General features: G+C 72.2%; 19 protein-coding genes. 9 read left to right on the forward strand and 10 right to left on the reverse strand.

The annotated features are described in order from the left end of the window. Nucleotides 1-178: 178 nt before the first annotated feature. Nucleotides 179-1207 (forward strand): LLM class flavin-dependent oxidoreductase, encoded by a 1029-nt coding sequence (locus tag QQY24_RS09770; protein ID WP_301972277.1) that lies wholly within the window; start codon nt 179-181, stop codon nt 1205-1207. Between the two features lie 105 nt (nt 1208-1312). On the opposite strand, the gene QQY24_RS09775 is transcribed toward QQY24_RS09770, so the two are convergent. Then, the gene (locus QQY24_RS09775; RefSeq protein ID WP_301972278.1) at nt 1313-1705 is read right to left on the reverse strand and encodes an SCO5389 family protein; all 393 of its coding nucleotides are present in this window, start codon (nt 1703-1705) and stop codon (nt 1313-1315) included. Nucleotides 1706-2003: 298 nt separating this feature from the next. On the opposite strand from QQY24_RS09775, the gene nucS reads away from it, so the two are divergent. Then, the gene (gene nucS, locus QQY24_RS09780) at nt 2004-2675 is read left to right on the forward strand and encodes an endonuclease NucS (protein WP_301972279.1); all 672 of its coding nucleotides are present in this window, start codon (nt 2004-2006) and stop codon (nt 2673-2675) included. A 277-nt stretch (nt 2676-2952) separates the two neighbouring features. Here the strand turns inward: nucS and QQY24_RS09785 are convergent, their stop codons facing one another. From QQY24_RS09785 to QQY24_RS09795, 3 genes are all read right to left on the reverse strand, one after another. Continuing rightward, nucleotides 2953-5454 (reverse strand): ATP-binding protein, encoded by a 2502-nt coding sequence (locus QQY24_RS09785; RefSeq protein ID WP_301972280.1) that lies wholly within the window; start codon nt 5452-5454, stop codon nt 2953-2955. A 328-nt stretch (nt 5455-5782) separates the two neighbouring features. After that, nucleotides 5783-6106, reverse strand: a complete 324-nt coding sequence (locus tag QQY24_RS09790) for an STAS domain-containing protein (protein ID WP_301972281.1) — start codon at nt 6104-6106, stop codon at nt 5783-5785. A gap of 169 nt (nt 6107-6275) precedes the next feature. After that, complete coding sequence (locus tag QQY24_RS09795) at nt 6276-7124, reverse strand: 3-hydroxyacyl-CoA dehydrogenase family protein (RefSeq protein WP_301972282.1); 849 nt, start codon at nt 7122-7124, stop codon at nt 6276-6278. 556 nt (nt 7125-7680) lie between these two features. Here QQY24_RS09795 and QQY24_RS09800 point away from each other — a divergent pair. The 3 genes from QQY24_RS09800 to QQY24_RS09810 are packed head-to-tail and all read left to right on the forward strand — an operon-like array spanning nt 7681 to nt 9644. Then, nucleotides 7681-7899, forward strand: coding sequence for a hypothetical protein (locus QQY24_RS09800; protein WP_301972283.1), 219 nt, complete (start codon nt 7681-7683; stop codon nt 7897-7899). After that, on the forward strand, nt 7896-8783 hold the full coding sequence (locus tag QQY24_RS09805; protein ID WP_301972284.1) for an XRE family transcriptional regulator: 888 nt from the start codon (nt 7896-7898) through the stop codon (nt 8781-8783). Before QQY24_RS09800 ends, QQY24_RS09805 begins: the two co-directional genes overlap by 4 nt. Before the next feature lie 12 nt (nt 8784-8795). Further along, nucleotides 8796-9644, forward strand: coding sequence for a hypothetical protein (locus tag QQY24_RS09810; protein ID WP_301972285.1), 849 nt, complete (start codon nt 8796-8798; stop codon nt 9642-9644). Here the strand turns inward: QQY24_RS09810 and QQY24_RS09815 are convergent. Then, nucleotides 9636-10277 carry a TetR/AcrR family transcriptional regulator gene (locus tag QQY24_RS09815; RefSeq protein WP_301972286.1) on the reverse strand — a complete coding sequence of 214 codons (642 nt, stop codon included), beginning with the start codon at nt 10275-10277 and terminating at the stop codon, nt 9636-9638. The genes QQY24_RS09810 and QQY24_RS09815 overlap by 9 nt on opposite strands. A gap of 56 nt (nt 10278-10333) precedes the next feature. Here QQY24_RS09815 and QQY24_RS09820 point away from each other — a divergent pair, with 56 nt between their 5' ends. From QQY24_RS09820 to QQY24_RS09835, 4 genes are all read left to right on the forward strand, one after another. Then, nucleotides 10334-11143, forward strand: a complete 810-nt coding sequence (locus QQY24_RS09820; RefSeq protein ID WP_301972287.1) for an ABC transporter ATP-binding protein — start codon at nt 10334-10336, stop codon at nt 11141-11143. A 22-nt stretch (nt 11144-11165) separates the two neighbouring features. After that, on the forward strand, nt 11166-11915 hold the full coding sequence (locus tag QQY24_RS09825) for an ABC transporter permease (protein WP_301972288.1): 750 nt from the start codon (nt 11166-11168) through the stop codon (nt 11913-11915). Nucleotides 11916-11928: 13 nt separating this feature from the next. After that, nucleotides 11929-12501 carry a cob(I)yrinic acid a,c-diamide adenosyltransferase gene (locus QQY24_RS09830; RefSeq protein ID WP_301972289.1) on the forward strand — a complete coding sequence of 191 codons (573 nt, stop codon included), beginning with the start codon at nt 11929-11931 and terminating at the stop codon, nt 12499-12501. Nucleotides 12502-12675: 174 nt separating this feature from the next. Beyond that, nucleotides 12676-14499, forward strand: a complete 1824-nt coding sequence (locus QQY24_RS09835) for a glycoside hydrolase family 18 chitinase (protein ID WP_301972290.1) — start codon at nt 12676-12678, stop codon at nt 14497-14499. A 12-nt stretch (nt 14500-14511) separates the two neighbouring features. On the opposite strand, the gene QQY24_RS09840 is transcribed toward QQY24_RS09835, so the two are convergent. From QQY24_RS09840 to atpA, 5 genes are all read right to left on the reverse strand, one after another. Then, complete coding sequence (locus QQY24_RS09840) at nt 14512-14958, reverse strand: DUF2550 domain-containing protein (RefSeq protein ID WP_301972291.1); 447 nt, start codon at nt 14956-14958, stop codon at nt 14512-14514. Nucleotides 14959-15109: 151 nt separating this feature from the next. After that, complete coding sequence (locus QQY24_RS09845; RefSeq protein WP_301972292.1) at nt 15110-15484, reverse strand: F0F1 ATP synthase subunit epsilon; 375 nt, start codon at nt 15482-15484, stop codon at nt 15110-15112. A gap of 122 nt (nt 15485-15606) precedes the next feature. After that, a complete protein-coding gene (gene atpD, locus QQY24_RS09850; protein WP_301972293.1) occupies nt 15607-17043 on the reverse strand; it encodes a F0F1 ATP synthase subunit beta in 1437 nt (478 codons plus the stop codon). Next, nucleotides 17043-17960, reverse strand: a complete 918-nt coding sequence (locus QQY24_RS09855) for a F0F1 ATP synthase subunit gamma (RefSeq protein WP_301972295.1) — start codon at nt 17958-17960, stop codon at nt 17043-17045. Before QQY24_RS09855 ends, atpD begins: the two co-directional genes overlap by 1 nt. 21 nt (nt 17961-17981) lie before the next feature. Next, nucleotides 17982-19574 (reverse strand): F0F1 ATP synthase subunit alpha, encoded by a 1593-nt coding sequence (gene atpA, locus QQY24_RS09860; RefSeq protein ID WP_301972296.1) that lies wholly within the window; start codon nt 19572-19574, stop codon nt 17982-17984. Nucleotides 19575-19648: the final 74 nt, after the last annotated feature.

Here is a 19648-nt window from a genome sequence, read left to right on the forward strand (position 1 = left end):
GCGTACGCGGCGCCCGCCGGGGCACGCGGAACGCTCCGGCCCCCACGAGTCCCCCGCGGGACGGCCCGGTGCGCGGACGATCGGCGACTTCCGCCTTCGGGGCCGTGTCCTGCGCACGTGCCGGACGGTTGTGCCGGGCGGGGGAGCTCCGGTCGGAGCCGAGGAAGCGGGAAGTGCGATGCGCGTAGGAAGTTTTGTGCCGGCCGCCCAGTTCCCGGGCCAGGGCCCCGGGGAGGCCCTGCACCGGGCGGTCCGCTCGGCGGAGGCCGCCGAGGAGGCCGGTCTGGACACGGTGTGGCTGGCCGAGCACCACTTCGTGCCGTACGGCACCTGTCCGTCCGCCGTCACGCTGGCCGCGCTGCTGCTCGGCCGCACCCGCCGGCTGCGGGTCGGTACGGCGGTGAGCGTGCTGCCCACCGCGCACCCGGTCGCCCTCGGCGAACAGGCCGCGCTGCTGCACGTGGCGAGCGGCGGACGGTTCACGCTGGGCGTGGGGCGCGGCGGCCCGTGGGTGGACCTGGAGGTGTTCGGCACGGGTCTGCGGGCGTACGAGCACGGGTTCCCCGAATCACTCGATCTGCTGGTGCGCTGGCTGCGCGAACCGTCGGTCGCGGCCTCGGGCGAACGCTTCCGCTTCCGGGAGGTGCCCGTCGTGCCCCGCCCCTCGGAGGCGCTGACCGGGGCCCTTGGCCCGGAGGTCGTCGTCGCCTGCACCTCCCCGGCGAGCGTGGGGCTGGCCGCCGAGCGCGGGCTGCCGATGCTGCTCGGGATGCACGTCGGGGACGAGGAGAAGGCCGAGATGGTCGCCCTGTGGCGGCGCCGCGCACGGGCCGCGGGACGGCCGGCCGAGGAGATCGCGGACGCGGCCCACGTCTCGGCCGGCGTCTGCCAGCTCGCGGACCGGCGCACCGACGCCGTGGAGACGCTGCTGAAGGCGATGCCGGGCTGGTTGAAGCAGGGCCTCGAGGCCCACGTGACGGTCGACGGCCGGGCGCGCGTGATGCGCGATCCGCACGCCTACACCGAACTGCTCTGCGAGCTGCACCCGGTGGGCACCCCGCAGCTCGCGGCCGACCGGCTCGCGGCCACCTCCGAGCGCACCGGCATCTCCCGCTTCGCCCTGCTCGTCGAGGGCTCCGGCGATCTCGCCGCGACGGAGGAGAACGTGCGGCGCCTGGGCGCCGAGGTGCTGCCCCGGCTGCGCTGACCGGCTACCGGCTGCCCGGGGGCTTGCCGCTCCGGCCCCGATGCACCTCCCACGGGTGGAGCGGCAAGCAACGGCTCACTGCGTCAACGGCGTCGAAGCCGCGCGTCAGCAGTCCCGCAGCTCCGGCGACTGGTTGAGCAACTGGTTGCGCGCCGACGTGAAGCGGGCCAGCGTCTGGTCCACCGAGGCGTCCAGGGGGAACACCGCCACCCGGTGGCAGTTCTGGAAGGCCAGCCGTACCCCGAAGTGCCGCTGCAGCGCACCGCGTATGGCGTCACTCGCGAGCGCGCGCAGCAGCTGACCGCGTGCCTGCTCGTCCGGCGGGGGCGTCTGGTTGTCGGCGAAGGGTCCGCCGTCCACCTTCAGCTGGGCCACCAGCGAGCTGATCGTCTCCCACGCGTAGGGCAGGGAGGTCCGGACGCAGTCGACGAATGCTGCTTCGTCGACCTCGCCTCGCTCGGCCTGTTCGAGTAGGGCCGGTGAGACGTCGAGCGACATGGGTTCTCCTCTCGCACCCCCGACGAGCAGGGGTTGCCGGACGGATGAGGGAGCTCACGACACCGGACACGCTCCGTACACGGATCGCGATCTCCCGTTCTCCACCGTAGGCAACGGCCGGTGACCACACCAGCAGAACACGTATATGGAACGGTCGGGTTGGGCCCACTATCGGCCAGGGACGAACAAGAGTCACAAGGGGCAAAGCGGGTGAACCGGCGGCCCCGTGGTGCGGGCGGGGACGGGTGGGGGTGGGCGGATCGCGTGGGCTCCCCGGTGTCGAGTAGCGTTGCCGACCATGCGTCTCGTCATTGCCCGGTGCTCGGTCGACTACGCCGGCCGGCTCACCGCCCACCTGCCCTCGGCGCCCCGCCTGATCCTGGTCAAGGCGGACGGCAGCGTCTCCATCCACGCCGACGACCGGGCCTACAAGCCCCTCAACTGGATGTCGCCGCCCTGCACGTTGAAGGAGGGCGCGGACGACGGGGCGGGGGTCTGGACGGTCGTCAACAAGGCGGGCGAGAAACTGATCATCACGATGGAGGAGATCCTCCACGACTCCTCGCACGAACTCGGCGTGGACCCCGGCCTGATCAAGGACGGCGTGGAAGCGCACCTGCAGGAGCTGCTCGCCGACCGGATCGAGACGCTGGGCGAGGGCTACACCCTGATCCGCCGCGAGTACATGACCGCGATCGGCCCCGTCGACATCCTGTGCCGGGACGCCGACGGCGGGACCGTCGCCGTCGAGATCAAGCGGCGCGGCGAGATCGACGGCGTCGAGCAGCTCACCCGCTACCTGGAGCTGCTGAACCGCGACCCGCACCTCGCCCCGGTCCGCGGCGTCTTCGCCGCCCAGGAGATCAAGCCGCAGGCCCGCGTCCTGGCCACCGACCGCGGCATCAGCTGCCAGATCCTCGACTACGACGCCCTGCGCGGCATCGAGGACGACAAGCTCCGCCTGTTCTGAGCGGGACCGGTCCCCCGGACCGCCGGCGCCCGCCGCCCGTCGCCCGGGGGCGGTGACCGTGCGCCGCTCCCGCTCCCCCACCGCCCCCGCCGGGGGCGGGCATCCCGCGGAGGGGAGACGACCGCCGCGGCGGCGGCCCGCGCCGCTGCGTCACCGTGCCGGTGCCCGCAGGCCCCGGCCGGCCACCGCCGGGGGAATCCGCGCCGCCGGCCACCGGGCCGGGACACGGCCCCGCACCGCGCACCGCCGCCCCGGCCCGCACGCCCGGTCCGTGCCGCTACATCACCGTGCCGGCCCCGGAGGTCCCCGCTCCGCCGCTCCGCGTGGTGTCCGGCGACGTGGAGGTGAGCGTCGGGCCGCCGGCGGAGTCCGTGGTCGACGGGGCGGTGCTGGTCGACGGGGACGTGGACGGAGTGACCGGGGCGGAGCTCGACGGGGGCGCGGTGGACGGCGAGCCCGAGGGCGTCGGCTTCGAGGGGGCCGACGTCGACTGCGTCGGCTTCGTCGGCTTCGTCGGCTTCGTCGGCGTGGGCCCGGACGGCGTGGGGGACGTGTCCGTGCCGCCCGGCGCCTTCGTCCCCGACGGGTCCGCCGAAGGCGTCGCCGGGGGGGCCGGGTCGTCCGCCGTGCCGTACGTGCCGTCGGGGCCCGGGTTGGTCGGGGTGGCGAGCGGTCCGGCCGTGGCGGCCCCCGTGCCGTCGCCCTGCTCCGGCACCGCGCCCAGGCTGCCGTCGCCCGGGGCCTGGGTCGCGGACGGACGGGCGTCGGCCTTGCCGGCCGGGTTCTTGCCGGTGTCCTCCTGGGACGTCATGCCGAGGGTCACGACCGCGCCCAGCACGGCCACGAGCAGCGCGCCGGAACCGGCCGCGACCAGGTTGCGGCGGGTCGCCCGGCGTGCGCCGTCCCTGGCCCCGGGCACCACCGGAAGCCGGTGGGTGGCGAGGGTGTCGCCGACGGGGCCGGACGGCCGGTGGTCCGCGGGCGGCCCGGCCGGCGACGGCTCCCCCTCACGCGCGTCCGGTCCCTCCTCGCCCGCCCGCACCAACGGCCCGGGGACGTCGCCCGCGCGGTCGGCGACCAGCGCCAGGGCGCGGCGCCCGGCCACGGTGCCCGGCTTGTCGGCGAGCGCCCCGCGCAGCCCGATGGAGGCCTCCAGCTCGGCACGGGCCCGGTCGAGCTGCCCGCCGCACAGCGCGAGGACGCCCAGCTCGTGGTGGAAGTAGGCCTGTTCGGCCACCTCGCCGGACAGCCGGGAGGCCTCCGCGCCGAAGCGCAGCGCCCGTTCCCAGGCGCCCCAGTGCAGCCCGGCGGCGAACGCGGGCGCGGCCGTGCGGGCGAGCCGCACCGCGCAGCCGTCCGCGTCCTCGGCCCCGGTGCCGTCCCCGGCCTGCGGCGCCGCGCCCGGCACGAGCACCGCGAGGGCCGCCAGCACCGCGTCGGCCTCGGCGCACACCCGTTCGGGGGTGACCGAGGGGTGCCCGGCCCACCAGGCGTAGTGCTGGGCCGCGGTGCGGGCCCGGGCGGGGGCGTCGGCGTCGTAACCGGCGGCCTCCAGCTGGGTCTGCACACCGGCCGCGAGGCGGTAGCGGGAGCCGACCGGGGAGACCAGTCCGCAGTCGGCGAGTTCGCCGAGCGCGGCGTCCGCGTGGGTGTCGCCGACGAGGGCGGGCAGGTGCGCCTGGTGCGGCACCTCACCGCCGAGCGCGACGGCGAACCGCAGGGTGGCGCGGGCGGAGGCGCTGAGCCGGGCGGCGAGCAGCGGCGCGGGCGCGGCGGCCTCGCCCAGGGACGGCAGCGGGACGTCCTCCGGCTGTGCCGCCGGCAGGGACACCTCGGCGGAGACGCGCACGTTCTCGAAAACGCCGTACTCGTCCACCGCGCCGGTGCTGGCGCGCAGTTGGTCGCGCTGCCGCAGCAGCGCGCCGGCCTGCACGAACCGCAGCGGCAGGCCCTCGGACTCGAACCACAGGTCGCCCGCCCAGTTGGCCTCCTCCTCGGTGAGGACCCGGCCGACCGCGCGCTCCAGGATCTCCACGCCGGCCCTGCGGTCCAGGCCGCCGAGGAAGACCTCCTCGACGTCGGCGTCCGCGGAGGGCGCCGGAACGTCCGGGGTGGCGGCGAACAGGTACGCGCACTCGGGGGTGGCGTCGAGCAGTTCGTCCAGGGCGGCGCCGCCGAACCCGAGGTCGTCCACGACCACGACCGCGCCCGCCCGCCTGGCCAGGTCACGCAGTTCGTCCGGTTCCGGACGGTGCAGCGGGGCGTCGTGGACGGCGTGGACGAGGTCGTGCAGCAGCTCGGCGGCGGTGCGGTGGAAGCCGGTGAGGCGGACCACGCCGTCGGGGGCGAGGTCCAGGCAGTCCTCGGCGACGAGGTCGAGCAGGGCGGTGCGGCCGGAGCCACCGGGGCCGGTCAGGCGCACGGACCGGCCCCGGGCCAGCAGCCGCACCAGGCGCTCGCGTTCGTCCTGGCGTTCCAGGAGCGCGGGCGTGGGCCGGGTCGGGCCGGGCGGCACGGGCGGGCGGGAGCCACGCTCGGTGCCGGCGCGTTCGGCCGCGGTGAGTTTGCGGGGCCGGCCGGGCCGTTCGCCCGGCGGGCAGGGTTCTATCTCGCTGCCGTCGACGGGATTGATGGTCAGCAGGAAGTCGCCGGAGACGAGCCGCACCATGCGGGCGGGCGCGGGCGAGCTCGGCGCGAAATCGGCGGTGAGGGGTTCCCGGGGCGGGCGTCGGCTCGGAGCCTGGCCGTGCTGCTCGGGTCCCGGCGTGATCGGGTCCATGGGTTCGAGTCCCCCAAAAGCGTCGTGTGCCCTGTGTCGGCCCCTCCCGGCCTGCTGCACACCGCGCTGTCGCTTCTGGTCCGGGCCCGCTCGAGGGCCACGAGGCAGCGGGCGAGCGAACCCTAAACCTTCGCGTGGTGTCTGCGACAGGGCGGGGTGCCGCGCGGTCCGAGACGTCACGGTCCGGCGAGGATTGCCCCCCGGCGTGCGGTTCGGACACCGCATCCGGGTCTCCCCCGTCGGCCGGTTCACACCCGGTGTGTCCCACGCCGGGTCGCACCCGGTGCACTGTGGGCCGGTTGGCGCCCGGGGCGTCCCCTACGGTACGTCACACCCGCGGCAGCGACTCCACGCCGATGCCGCCCTCGATGGCGAGGATGCGGTGCAGCCGGGTGGCCACCAGCAGGCGCTGCAGCTGGAGCGGTACGCCCCGCAGCACCAGGCGGCGTCCGCAGCGGCCGGCCCGCCGGTGGACACCCATGATCACCCCGAGGCCGGTGGCGTCCCAGGAGTCCAGTTCGGACAGGTCCAGCACCAGGTTGCCGACTCCGTCGTCGACGGCCGAGTGCAGGGCCGTACGGGCGTCCGCCGCGCTGCGGACGTCGAGGCGGCCCCCGACGACCAGCTCGGCGTGGTCGCCCCTGATGTACATATGCGCTCCCCGTTGAGTGCGGTGCGGCGGACTCCGTGACGGTGATGGTGGTCGTGCTGTGCAACGTCTGACCGCGTGCGCGGCGAAGCGGTTGCTGTTCGTGGGTGAACCGATACCCGATTCACCCCGGGGGGTGATCCCCCGGGGCGTGCGTCCGTGCGGGCACGGGTCAGTACGTGTAGAAGCCCTGCCCGCTCTTGCGGCCGATGTCACCGGCGTCCACCATCCGGCGCATCAGCTCCGGCGGGGCGAACTTCTCGTCCTGGGACTCGGTGTAGATGTTGCTGGTGGCGTGCAGCAGGATGTCCACGCCGGTCAGGTCCGCGGTGGCCAGCGGGCCCATGGCGTGGCCGAAGCCCAGCTTGCAGGCGAGGTCGATGTCCTCGGCGCTCGCGACACCGGACTCGTAGAGCCTGGCGGCCTCCACGACGAGCGCGGAGATGAGCCGGGTGGTCACGAACCCGGCGACGTCCCGGTTGACGACGATGCAGGTCTTGCCGACGGACTCGGCGAACTCCCGCGCGGTGGCGAGGGCCCGGTCGCTCGTCTTGTAGCCGCGGACCAGTTCGACGAGCTGCATCATCGGCACCGGCGAGAAGAAGTGCACGCCGACGACCCGCTCGGGCCGCTCGGTGACCGCCGCGATCTTGGTGATCGGGATGGCGGAGGTGTTGGAGGCGAGCACGGTGTCCTCGCGCACGAGCCCGTCGAGCGCGCGGAAGATCTCGTGCTTGACCTCCAGCTTCTCGAAGACCGCCTCGACGACGAGGTCGGCGTCGGCGGCGGCGTCCAGGTCGGTGGTCGCGGTGATGCGCCCGAGGGCCGCGTCGGCGTCGTGCGCCTCCAGCCTGCCCTTGGCGACGAACTTGTCGTACGAGGCCTTGATGCCGTCGGTGCCACGCTTGAGTGCCTCGTCGGTGACGTCCCGCAGGACGACCTCCCAGCCGGCCTGCGCGGCGACCTGGGCGATGCCGGACCCCATGAGACCGGCCCCGATGACGGCGAGCTTCCGTGCCACTCCGACTCCCTGAAAGCTGTTGGTGTCTGACCCTCCGGCGGACGATAGCGCTCCGGAGCGACGGTGTGACCGGTAAGTAACGCGCGTCACGTCTCATCTGACGGACGTCACACCGGCAGCGGTACCGGGCACCCAAGGAGGGGCTTCGCGCGCCCCGTTCGGCCCGTCCGCCGGCCCCCGCCGGGGCGCGGGGCGCGCGGGGGACGGAGCCGTGCGGCCTCCTCTTGGGGTGTTGCTTCAGCACAGGGGGCCGCACGGCTCCGGGTGCGGCGTCGAGTGGCGCCTCGGCCTCCATGATGGGGGGCGGGCGCGGCCCCGCGTGCGCAAAGGCGGCGTTCCCCCTCGAAGGGTTGAATCATTCGCCGTTCGCGCCGCGCGCCGGGGGTGGCGCCGGGTAGCGGAGCCGGGCGGACCGGGTCATTGTTCCGTAACCCCGTGATCACGTGGCGTGCCGGGCGGCGGCCGGGCCATGCTGGCGTCCCCTTCCTGACGGCGCTTCAGCACCGTTGGCAGGAAGGGACGTTGGAGTGGACCTCCCTCACAGAAACGATGTGCGATGTCGAGTAAGAAGGTGGTGACCGTCGCCGTCCTGGTGGCGGTCCTCACGTGGAGCACGGTGATGACCGTGCTGGGACAGGTCGCGGCCGTGGCCGCCCTGCTCCCGTCCCTGGGCCTGCTCGTGCAGCAGACCGCCCAGGCCCTGACCGGGCCCGACGGCTCCCGCGCGCCCGCCTCCCCCGTCCCTCCCGCCGCCGGGGAGGAGCCGCCCCGATGACCCTGCCCCCTGGCACCGGCCAGCCGCCCCCGCCGCAGGCGGGCGGCAGGCGGGGACGCAAACCGGCCCCGATCTCCGAGGCGGCGGGCCTGTCGCACCGGGCCTGGCTGGAACCGGTGCGCGACTTCGTCTTCTCCAGCGGCCTGACCCTGGACGACCTCGTCGACCGCTCCGGCTACTCCAAGACCCGCATCAGCGAACTCCTGCGCGGCAACGGCTACTACCCCGCCTGGGAGATCACCTTCAGCGTGATACGCGCCCTGGGACTGCCCGTGCAGCCGATGCGCCGCCTGTGGAGCGCCGCGGCGCGCGAGGCCCACAAGGAGCCCGACTGGATCCGGCACTGCATCCGGCAGGTCGCGTGCGAGCCGGAGACCCCGCCCCTGGCCCACCGGGCCTTCACCGAGACCGTGCGCGCTCCCTACACCGCCTACGCGCGCACCTTCCTGCTGACCGACGACCGCGTCCGCTGGGCGGTGGGGGAGACCTTCGACCTGCTGTGGCTGTCCTGGAGCACGGCCGTCAGCAGCGAGAACCTGCGCCGCAACGCCTGGCGCCTGCTGCGCTCGCGCGTGATGGCGCGGGCCGGCCACCGCGAGGGCCGTCCCGACCTGCGCGCCGCGGTCTTCTCCACCGAGGAGGCCAGCGGCAGTGTGCCGGACCGCCTCGTCGTCCTGACCGACCTGGTGGACCTCTTCGACGCCATCGCCCGCCTCCCGCACGACCACATGGACGTCGTCGTGCTGCGCCACCTGTGCGGCCTCGACCTTGAGGAAACGATCCCCTACGTCACCGGCCTGAGCCCGGCCATCGCCCACGCCGTCGACCACCACGCCCGCGCCGCCCTCGAAGACCTGCTCCGCCCCTGCAGCCCCCGGGAGTGAACCCAGACCGCCATGAGCGCCATCGACGCCCTCCTCGCCCGCGCCCGCCTGCACGACGGCCCGGGTGCCCCCGCCGACACCGTCCCCTACGAAGACAGCGCCTACCCGGAGCAGGCGTACGACACCGTCGCGCCCGTCGGCGAACCGCCGGCCGACGCCGCCGCGGACCGTCACCTGCGCACCCTGTGCGACCTCGTCCTGACCGCCCTCGCCCCCGGGACCCTGCGGTTCCTCACCGACCAGCTCCCCGAGCCCGAGGGCGCCTGGCGGCTCGGCTGCGCCCTGAGCGTCGCCGGGATCGAGGAAGGGGCCCGTTTCTGGTGGCAGTACGCCGCCGGCGCGGGACACACCCCGGCCGCCTACTGCCTGTCCCTGCACCACCGTGCCCGCGGCGAGGCCCACGCGGCCGCCCACTGGTACGACCAGACCGGCCTCGACGCCCTGACGGACCACGACACCGTCCCGGTCACCGGCCTGTGCCCGCCGGTGCTGTGCACCTTCGACGCGTCCGTGCCCACCGTGCTGCGGATACTGAGCCGGCTGGCCCCCGCGGACCCGCGGCCGCGGCCCCACCGCGCCGACGCCGTCACCAACTACGTCGCCCTCGCCGTCCAGCGCGGCTACGCCCGTCATCCGGGCGTCGAGATACCGGTGCCCGGCCCGCGCTTCGCCGACCGCGTGAGCTTCCTGCTCACCTGGACCCCGCCGTGGAGCGGCACGGGCACGGGCGTCTTCAACCCGGCCCTGCCCAGCCGCGCGGGCGAGGCCTCCCCGCGCGGGCCGCGCGGACGCGGCACGGCGGCGCGGGAGCCGCAGGGCGATCCGGTGAAGTGGGTGATCTCCGTCAGGGCGTCACGATGAGCCGCGCACGGCGTAGGTGAGGACCCGCTCGCTCAGCAGGTCCTCGATGTCGTCGAGGAGGACGAGCACTTCGCGCGAGACCTCCTGCGGCGAGCGGCCCCGGACCATCTCGCGGCCGATGACCGCCATGACCGTGCTGTGCGCCCAGCCGATCTGACCGGCCATCAGGTTCGGCAGTTCGTCGTCGTCCGCGGCGCCGGTCTCCTCGCGCAGGGCCTGTTCGAGGTTGGCCTGCACCTCCTGGGCGATGGCCCACAGCCGGGAGCGCAGCGCGGGCGCCTCCTCGATGACCCGCTGGAAGCGCGTGTAGCCGGGGATCAGCCCCACCCGGGGCGACACGGCCTCGATCTCCTCGCGCAGCTCGCGCAGGACCGCGGCGGCGGCGGACTCACCGTCCGGACGGCCCCGGACCCAGCGGGCGAGGCGGTCGACCATGCCGGCCGAGCGGTCGAAGAAGAGGTCCTCCTTGGCCGGGAAGTAGTTGTAGACGGTGTTGACCGAGACGTCGGCGGCGGCGGCGATCTCCGCGACCGTCACCGCGTCGAAACCGCGTTCGAGGAACAGTCCCGTGGCGACGTCCGAGATGTACTGCCGTGTCTGCCGCTTCTTCCGCTCCCTGAGCCCCTCAGCCATGCCCCCATCCTAACTTCGTTGGGTACGGAGAAATTTTGGTGGCGTTGCAATTTTTCATGAACTCTGTTTTTCTGGCCGGCATGACAGCGGTCATCAGCGCGGCCGGACTGGCCCGCACCTTCCAGACGAAAGCCGGCCCGGTCGAGGCCGTGCGGTGTGTCGACCTCACCGTCCGCGAGGGCGAGATCCTCGGCTTCCTCGGCCCCAACGGAGCCGGCAAGACGACCACCCTGCGGATGCTCACCACGCTGCTCCGGCCCACCGGCGGCGCGGCCACCGTCGCCGGGCACGACCTGGCGGGCGACCCGGCCGCGGTGCGCGCGGCCTGCGGTTACGTCGCCCAGTCCGGCGGCACGGACCCGCAGGTCCCGGTGCGCGAGGAACTGGTCACCCAGGGGCGGATGTACCGCCTGCCGAAGGCCGCAGCGGTCGCCCGCGCCGCGGAACTGGCCGGTGAACTGGGCCTCACCGAGCTGCTCGACCGGAAATCGGGCGCGCTGTCCGGCGGCCAGCGGCGCCGTCTGGACATCGCGATGGCCCTCACGCACCGGCCGAGGGTGCTCTTCCTGGACGAACCGACGACCGGGCTCGACCCCGGCAGCCGCGCCGACCTGTGGGACCTGGTGCGCCGGCTGCGCGACACCCACGGCACCACGGTCTTCCTGACCACCCACTACCTGGACGAGGCCGACGCCCTCGCCGACCGGCTCGTGATCGTGGACCGGGGAGTCGTCGCGGCCGAGGGCACCCCGGGCGCGCTCAAGCTGCGGTACGGCGGCTCGGTCGACGCCTCGCTCCAGGACACGTTCCTCGCCGTCACCGGCCGCGGCCCCGCCCCGGCCGCCCCCGCCCCCGTCTCCGTATAGACCCGGCCGACAGGACCACGACATGCCCGTCCACGACACGGCCCTCGTCTACGGCCGCTACCTCCGCCAGTCGCTGCGCTCGCGCTTCGCGCTGCTGTTCGGCGTGCTGACGCCGCTGCTGTACCTGTTCCTCTTCGGCCCGCTGCTCACCGGCCTGCCACTGGGCGGGCGGGGCAGCTCCTGGCAGGTGCTCGTGCCCGGCCTGCTGCTCCAGCTGGGACTGTTCGGCGCCCTGTTCGCCGGCTTCGCGGTCATCATGGAGAACGCCCAGGGGGTGCTCGAACGGATGCGGGTGACCCCCGTCAGCCGGCTCGCCCTGCTGCTCGGGCGGGCCCTGCGGGACGCCACGGTCTTCGTCCTACAGGCGGTCCTGCTGGTGCTGGCCGCGCTGGTCATGGGGCTGCGCGCGCCGCTGGCCGGCATCCTGATCGGCTTCGCGTTCGTCGCCCTGCTCACGCTCTCGCTGGCGTCGCTGTCGTACGCGCTGGCGACGAGGGTCCGCACCCCGCAGGCGTTCGGGCCGCTGATCAACACGGTGTCGATGCCGTCGATGCTGCTGTCCGGCCTGATGCTGCCGATGACCCTGGCGCCGGCCTGGCTGGACGTGCTCTCGCACCTCGTCCCGTTCCGGTACCTGGTGGACGCGGTGCGCGACGCCTACGTCGGCGCGTACACCTCCGCGCACATGCTGTACGGCGTCCTCGTCGCCGTCGGCTTCGCCGCGCTGTCCGTGACGGTGGGCACACGCGTGTTCCGGACGGCCGGGGCGTAACTACGCTGGCCGTATGGTCAATCTGACGCGCATCTACACCAGGACCGGCGACAAGGGCACCACCAGCCTCGGCGACATGAGCCGGGTGCCCAAGACGGACCTGCGGATCTCGGCGTACGCGGACGCCAACGAGGCGAACGCGGTGATCGGCACCGCCCTCGCGCTGGGCGGCCTGGACGAGGAGGTCGTCAAGGTCCTCACCCGCGTCCAGAACGACCTGTTCGACGTGGGTGCGGACCTGTCGACGCCGGTCGTGGAGAACCCGGGGTTCCCGCCCCTGCGGGTCGAGCAGTCCTACGTCGACAGGCTGGAGGCGGACTGCGACCGCTTCAACGAGCGGCTGGAGAAGCTGCACTCCTTCATCCTGCCCGGCGGCACCCCCGGCGCGGCGCTGCTCCACCAGGCCTGCACGGTCGTCCGCCGTGCCGAGCGCTCCACCTGGTCGGCCCTGGAAGCACACGGCGACACGATGAACCCCCTCACCGCGACCTACCTCAACCGCCTGTCCGACCTGCTGTTCATCCTGGCGCGGATCGCGAACAAGGAGGTCGGGGACGTGCTGTGGGTGCCGGGCGGCGAGCGCTAGCGGGCCTCGGGGGCACAAACGGCCCGCCGGGCGGAGGAGTCGGGGTTTCGGCCGACCGTGCCGCAAGTGGTCCAGACCTATTGACCCGTGGTCCAGACCTTCCTATTCTCGCGACACCGTGGGCATGAAGGCTCAGTCATGCCCCTGACACCCCCAAGACGAGGGAGGCGCAGCATGCGCTTCAGACACAGAGCCGCGGCGGGGTTCGCGACCCTGTTGCTCCCCATGGCCGGACTGGTCGGTCTCGCGAGCCCGGCGCAGGCCGCGGCGAACGCCACCGCGAGCTTCACCAAGTCCAGCGACTGGGGCACCGGCTTCGGCGGCCAGTGGACCGTCAAGAACACCGGCACCTCCAGCATCAGCTCCTGGACCGTCGAGTGGGACTTCCCCTCCGGCACGTCCGTCACCTCCGCCTGGGACGCGGACGTCACCGGCTCCGGCACCCACTGGACCGCCAGGAACAAGTCCTACAACGGCACCCTGGCCCCGGGCGCCTCGGTGTCCTTCGGCTTCAACGGCGCCGGCTCGGGCTCCCCGAGCAACTGCAAGCTCAACGGCGACAGCTGCGACGGCACCACCGTCCCCGGTGACGCGGCGCCCTCCGCGCCCGGCACCCCGGCCGCCTCCGGTGTCACCGACACCTCGGTGAAGCTCGACTGGAGCGCGGCCACCGACGACAAGGGCGTCAAGAACTACGACGTCCTGCGCGACGGCAAGGTCGTCTCGACGGTGACCGCCACCTCGTACACGGACACCGGCCTGACCGCCGGCACCGACTACTCCTACACCGTGCGGGCCCGTGACACCGCGGACCAGACCGGCCCCGTCAGCGGTGCGGTCGCCGTGCACACCACCGGCACCACCACCACTCCCCCGCCCGCCGGCGGCAGCAAGGTCAAGCTCGGCTACTTCACCGAGTGGGGCGTCTACGGCCGCAACTACAACGTCAAGAACATCGTGACGTCGGGCAGCGCGGCCAAGATCACGCACATCAACTACGCCTTCGGCAACGTCACCGGCGGCAAGTGCGCGATCGGCGACTCCTACGCCGACTACGACAAGGCGTTCACCGCCGACCAGTCGGTCAGCGGCGTGGCCGACACCTGGGACCAGCCGCTGCGCGGCAACTTCAACCAGCTGCGCGAACTGAAGGCCAAGTACCCGAACATCAAGGTGCTGTGGTCGTTCGGCGGCTGGACCTGGTCCGGCGGCTTCGCCGACGCGGCCAAGGACCCGGCCGCCTTCGCCCAGTCCTGCTACGACCTGGTCGAGGACCCGCGCTGGGCCGACGTCTTCGACGGCATCGACATCGACTGGGAGTACCCGAACTCCTGCGGTCTGACCTGTGACACCAGCGGGGCCGCGGCCTACAGGAACGTCATGGCCGCGCTGCGCGCCAAGTTCGGCACGAAGAACCTGATCACCGCCGCCACCACCGCCGACGGCTCGGCCGGCGGCAAGATCGAGGCCGCGGACTACGCGGGCGCCGCCCAGTACGTCGACTGGTACAACGTGATGACGTACGACTTCTTCGGCGCCTGGGACGCCCAGGGCCCCACCGCCCCGCACTCCCCGCTCACCTCGTACTCCGGCATCCCGAAGGCGGGCTTCACCACCGCCGACGCGATGGCCAAGTTCAAGGCGATCGGCGTGCCCGCGAGCAAGCTGCTCATCGGCATCGGCTTCTACGGCCGCGGCTGGACCGGCGTCACCCAGGACGCCCCCGGCGGCACCGCCACGGGCCCGGCGGCCGGCACGTACGAGCAGGGCATCGAGGACTACAAGGTGCTCAAGACGTCCTGCCCGGTCACCGGCACCGTCGCCGGCACCGCGTACGCGCACTGCGGCAGCAACTGGTGGTCGTACGACACCCCCGCCACCATCGCCACCAAGATGGCGTGGGCCAGGAACCAGGGCCTCGGCGGAGCCTTCTTCTGGGACTTCAGCGGTGACACCGGCAACGGCGAGCTGGTGAGCGCCATCAACAGCAACCTGTAGGAGCGCCGGGCGCTAAGCGACGTTGACGCGCTGACCGGGCGGGGCTGCCTCGAGCCACGCGAGGAAACCGGTCAGCGCGTCTTCGCTCATGGCGAGCTCCACACGCGTGCCCCGGTGGGTACAGGCCAGGACGACCGCGTCGGAGAGCAGCGCCAGTTCCTCCTCGCCCTCGGGCAGCCGGCGGCCGGCCACCTCGATCCGGGCGCGCTCCAGGACCCGGCGCGGGCGGGGGGCGTAGGAGAAGACGCGGTACCACTCGATGCGGTCGCCGTTGTAGCGGGCGACGCCGTAGCTCCAGCCCTTGCCGCCGACGTCCGGTTTCCCGGGCGCGTCCCAGCGCAGGGAGCAGTCGAAGGTGCCCCCGGAGCGCTGGATCAGCCTGCGCCGCAGGCCGAACAGGAACAGCCCCACCACCACGAGCGCCACCACGATCCCGCACACAGTCAGAGCGAGGACCATCGGCACCGACCTCCTCGTCTCCCAGGTAGTGGAACGTCGTCGAGTACTAGGTAATGGAACCGGAAAAACACCCACATCTGCCTCAGCCGCGACCGGCACCGGATTGCTCCGGGCCGGCCGCGGCTGAGTGACGTCAACGCTCGGCGCAGGTTCAGCTCGCCGTCGCCGCGCGCAGTCGTACGTCCGCACGGCGCTCGGCGGTGGAGTCACCCTCCGCCTTCGCGCGCTCCAGCTCCCGCTGCTCGCGCTGGACGTCGATCTCGTCCGACAGCTCGGCGATCTCGGCCAGCAGCGACAGCTTGTTGTCGGCGAACGAGATGAAACCGCCGTGCACCGCGGCGACGACCGTTCCACCTTCACTCGTACGGATGGTCACCGGGCCCGACTCCAGCACACCGAGCAGCGGCTGGTGACCGGGCATGACGCCGATGTCGCCGGACGTGGTGCGCGCGACGACCAGGGTGGCCTCGCCGGACCAGACCTGGCGGTCGGCGGCGACCAGCTCGACGTGCAGCTCAGCAGCCAAGGGTGGCTCCTCGGGTCACCACCCGGCGGTAGTGCCGGGTGTTGGGGTCAATTCTAGTAGGCGTGACGGAGGGGGCGGGACGCGCCCGCCCCCTCACCGAGCACGGGGCTCGAAAGCCGGGCTCAGGAGACGCCCAGTTCCTTCGCGTTCTTCTTGAGGTCCTCGAGACCACCGCACATGAAGAACGCCTGCTCCGGGAAGTGGTCGTACTCGCCGTCGCAGATCGCGTTGAACGCGGCGATCGACTCGTCGAGCGGCACGTCCGAGCCGTCCACGCCGGTGAACTGCTTGGCGACGTGGGTGTTCTGGGACAGGAAGCGCTCCACGCGACGGGCACGGTGGACGACGAGCTTGTCCTCCTCGCCCAGCTCGTCGATGCCGAGGATCGCGATGATGTCCTGGAGGTCCTTGTACTTCTGCAGGATCGTCTTCACGCGCATGGCCGCGTTGTAGTGATCCGCCGAGATGTAGCGCGGGTCCAGGATCCGGGACGTGGAGTCCAGCGGGTCCACGGCCGGGTAGATGCCCTTCTCGGAGATCGGGCGGGAGAGCACCGTCGTCGCGTCGAGGTGGGCGAAGGTGGTGGCCGGGGCCGGGTCGGTCAGGTCGTCGGCGGGGACGTAGATCGCCTGCATGGAGGTGATCGAGTGACCGCGGGTCGAGGTGATGCGCTCCTGCAGGAGGCCCATCTCGTCGGCCAGGTTCGGCTGGTAGCCCACCGCGGACGGCATGCGGCCGAGCAGCGTGGAGACCTCGGAACCGGCCTGCGTGAAGCGGAAGATGTTGTCGATGAAGAACAGCACGTCCTGCTTCTGGACGTCACGGAAGTACTCGGCCATGGTCAGGCCGGCCAGCGCGACGCGCAGACGGGTGCCCGGGGGCTCGTCCATCTGGCCGAAGACCAGCGCGGTCTTGTCGATGACGCCCGAGTCGGTCATCTCCTCGATGAGGTCGTTGCCCTCACGGGTGCGCTCACCGACACCGGCGAACACGGAGACACCGTCGTGGTTGTTGGCGACACGGTAGATCATCTCCTGGATGAGCACCGTCTTGCCGACGCCGGCGCCGCCGAACAGGCCGATCTTGCCGCCCTTGACGTACGGGGTGAGCAGGTCGATGACCTTGACGCCCGTCTCGAACATCTCGGTCTTGGACTCGAGCTCGTCGAAGTTCGGGGCCTTGCGGTGGATCGGCCAGCGCTCGCCGTCGTAGGACTCGTCGACGTTCAGCACCTCGCCGAGGGTGTTGAACACCTTGCCCTTGGTGAAGTCGCCGACGGGGACGGAGATGGCCGCGCCGGTGTCGGTCACCGTGGCCTGGCGGACCAGGCCGTCGGTGGGCTGCATGGAGATGGTGCGGACCAGGCCGTCACCCAGGTGCTGGGCGACCTCCAGGGTCAGCGTCTTCCTCTCGCCCTCGTTCGCCGGGTCGGCGACCTCGACGTGCAGGGCGTTGTAGATGTCCGGCATCGCGTCGACGGGGAACTCCACGTCGACGACCGGGCCGATGACCCGGGCGACGCGGCCCGTAGCCGTCGCGGTCTCAACAGTGGTGGTCATTAGCGGTCACTCCCCGCGGTCGCGTCGGCCAGGGCGCTCGCGCCACCGACGATCTCGCTGATTTCCTGGGTGATTTCGGCCTGGCGGGCCGCGTTGGCAAGCCGGGAGAGCGTGTTGATCAGCTCACCCGCGTTGTCGGTGGCCGACTTCATCGCGCGCCGCGTGGCGGCGTGCTTCGAAGCGGCCGACTGGAGCAGCGCGTTGTAGATGCGGCTCTCCACGTAGCGCGGCAGCAGGGCGTCGAGGACGTCCTCGGCCGAGGGCTCGAAGTCGTACAGCGGAAGGATCTCGCCCTTGGGGGCGACCTCCTCCGCGACCTCTTCGAGGCGCAGCGGCAGCAGCCGGGCGTCGAGCGCCGTCTGCGTCATCATCGAGACGAACTCGGTGTAGACGAGGTGGAGCTCGTCCACGCCGCCGTCCGCCGTCTCCTTCTCGATGGCCTCGATCAGAGGCGCCGCCACCTTCTTGGCGTCCGCGTACGTGGGCTCGTCGGTGAAACCGCTCCACGATTCCGTGACCTTGCGCTCACGGAAGTTGTAGTGGGCCACACCGCGCCGGCCGACGATGTACGTGTCGACCTGCTTGCCCGAGCGCTCCAGGCGCTCGGTCAGCTGCTCCGCCGCCTTGATGGCGTTGGAGTTGAAGGCACCGGCCAGACCGCGGTCGCTCGTGAGGAGCAGGACCGCGGCACGGGTCGGGTTCTCCGCCTCCGTGGTGAGCGGGTGCCTGGTGTTCGACCCCGTACCGACCGCCGTGACCGCGCGCGTCAGCTCGGTCGCGTAGGGCGTGGAGGCCGCCACCTTGCGCTGCGCCTTGACGACGCGCGAGGCGGCGATCATCTCCATCGCCTTGGTGATCTTCTTGGTCGCGCTGACGGATCGGATGCGACGCTTGTAGACCCGGAGCTGGGCTCCCATGAGTCAGGTCCCTTCCTTACGTCACTTGGCGGCAGCGGCAGGAGTGTCCTCGCCGAGCAGCTTGCCGTCCGAGGTCTCGAACTGCTTCTTGAACTCCGCCACGGCGTCGTCGATCGCCTGGATCGTGTCGTCCGACATCTTCGCGCCCTCGCGGATGGAGGTCATCAGGCCCTGCTCCTTGCGGTGCAGGTACTCCAGCAGCTCCCGCTCGAAGCGGCGGATGTCGGCGACCGGGACCTCGTCCATACGGCCGTTGGTGCCGGCCCAGACGGAGACGACCTGGTCCTCGGTGGCCATCGGCTGGTACTGGTCCTGCTTCAGCAGCTCGACCATGCGCTGACCGCGCTCCAGCTGGGCCTTGGAGGCCGCGTCCAGGTCGGAACCGAAGGCGGCGAACGCCTCCAGCTCGCGGAACTGGGCGAGGTCCACCCGCAGGCGGCCGGAGACCTGGCGCATCGCCTTGTGCTGCGCGGAACCACCGACCCGGGAGACGGAGATGCCGACGTTCAGCGCGGGGCGCTGACCGGCGTTGAACAGGTCCGACTCCAGGAAGCACTGGCCGTCGGTGATGGAGATGACGTTGGTCGGGATGAACGCCGAGACGTCGTTGGCCTTGGTCTCGACGATCGGCAGGCCGGTCATCGAACCGGCGCCCATGTCGTCGGAGAGCTTGGCACAGCGCTCCAGCAGCCGGGAGTGCAGGTAGAAGACGTCACCCGGGTAGGCCTCGCGGCCCGGCGGGCGGCGCAGCAGCAGGGACACCGCGCGGTAGGCGTCGGCCTGCTTCGACAGGTCGTCGAAGATGATCAGGACGTGCTTGCCCTGGTACATCCAGTGCTGACCGATGGCCGAACCGGTGTACGGCGCCAGGTACTTGAAGCCGGCCGGGTCGGACGCCGGGGCGGCGACGATGGTCGTGTACTCCAGCGCGCCGTTCTCCTCCAGCGCGCGGCGGACCGACGCGATGGTGGAGCCCTTCTGGCCGATGGCGACGTAGATGCAGCGGACCTGCTTCTTCGGGTCGCCCGTGCGCCAGTTGTCGCGCTGGTTGATGATCGTGTCGACGGCCAGGGCGGTCTTGCCGGTCTGGCGGTCACCGATGATCAGCTGACGCTGACCGCGGCCGATCGGGGTCATCGCGTCGACGGCCTTGTAGCCGGTCTCCATCGGCTCGTGCACCGACTTGCGCTGCATGACCGTGGGGGCCTGCAGTTCGAGGGCGCGGCGGCCGTCGGTCTCGATCTCGCCGAGGCCGTCGATCGGGTTGCCGAGCGGGTCGACGACACGGCCGAGGTAGCCCTCGCCGACCGCGACGGAGAGGATCTCGCCGGTACGCGTGACCGGCTGTCCCTCCTCGATGCCGCTGAACTCGCCCAGGACGACCGCGCCGATCTCGCGCTCCTCCAGGTTCAGCGCGAGGCCGAGGGAGCCGTCCTCGAACTTCAGCAGCTCGTTCGCCATGGCCGAGGGCAGACCCTCGATCTTGGCAATGCCGTCGCCGGCGACGGTGACCGTACCGACCTCCTCGCGCGAGGCCGCGTCCGGCTTGTACGACTGGACGAAGTTCTCCAGCGCGTCCCGGATCTCCTCCGGCCGGATCGTGAGCTCCGCCATCTGGGTTCCCTGCTCTCCTTGTTGGGCCCGAAGTTTCACTTTGGGGGGATGGGGACTCCCCCCATTAGGAGGTG

The organism is Streptomyces sp. TG1A-8 (assembly GCF_030499535.1).
Lineage (GTDB): Bacteria > Actinomycetota > Actinomycetes > Streptomycetales > Streptomycetaceae > Streptomyces.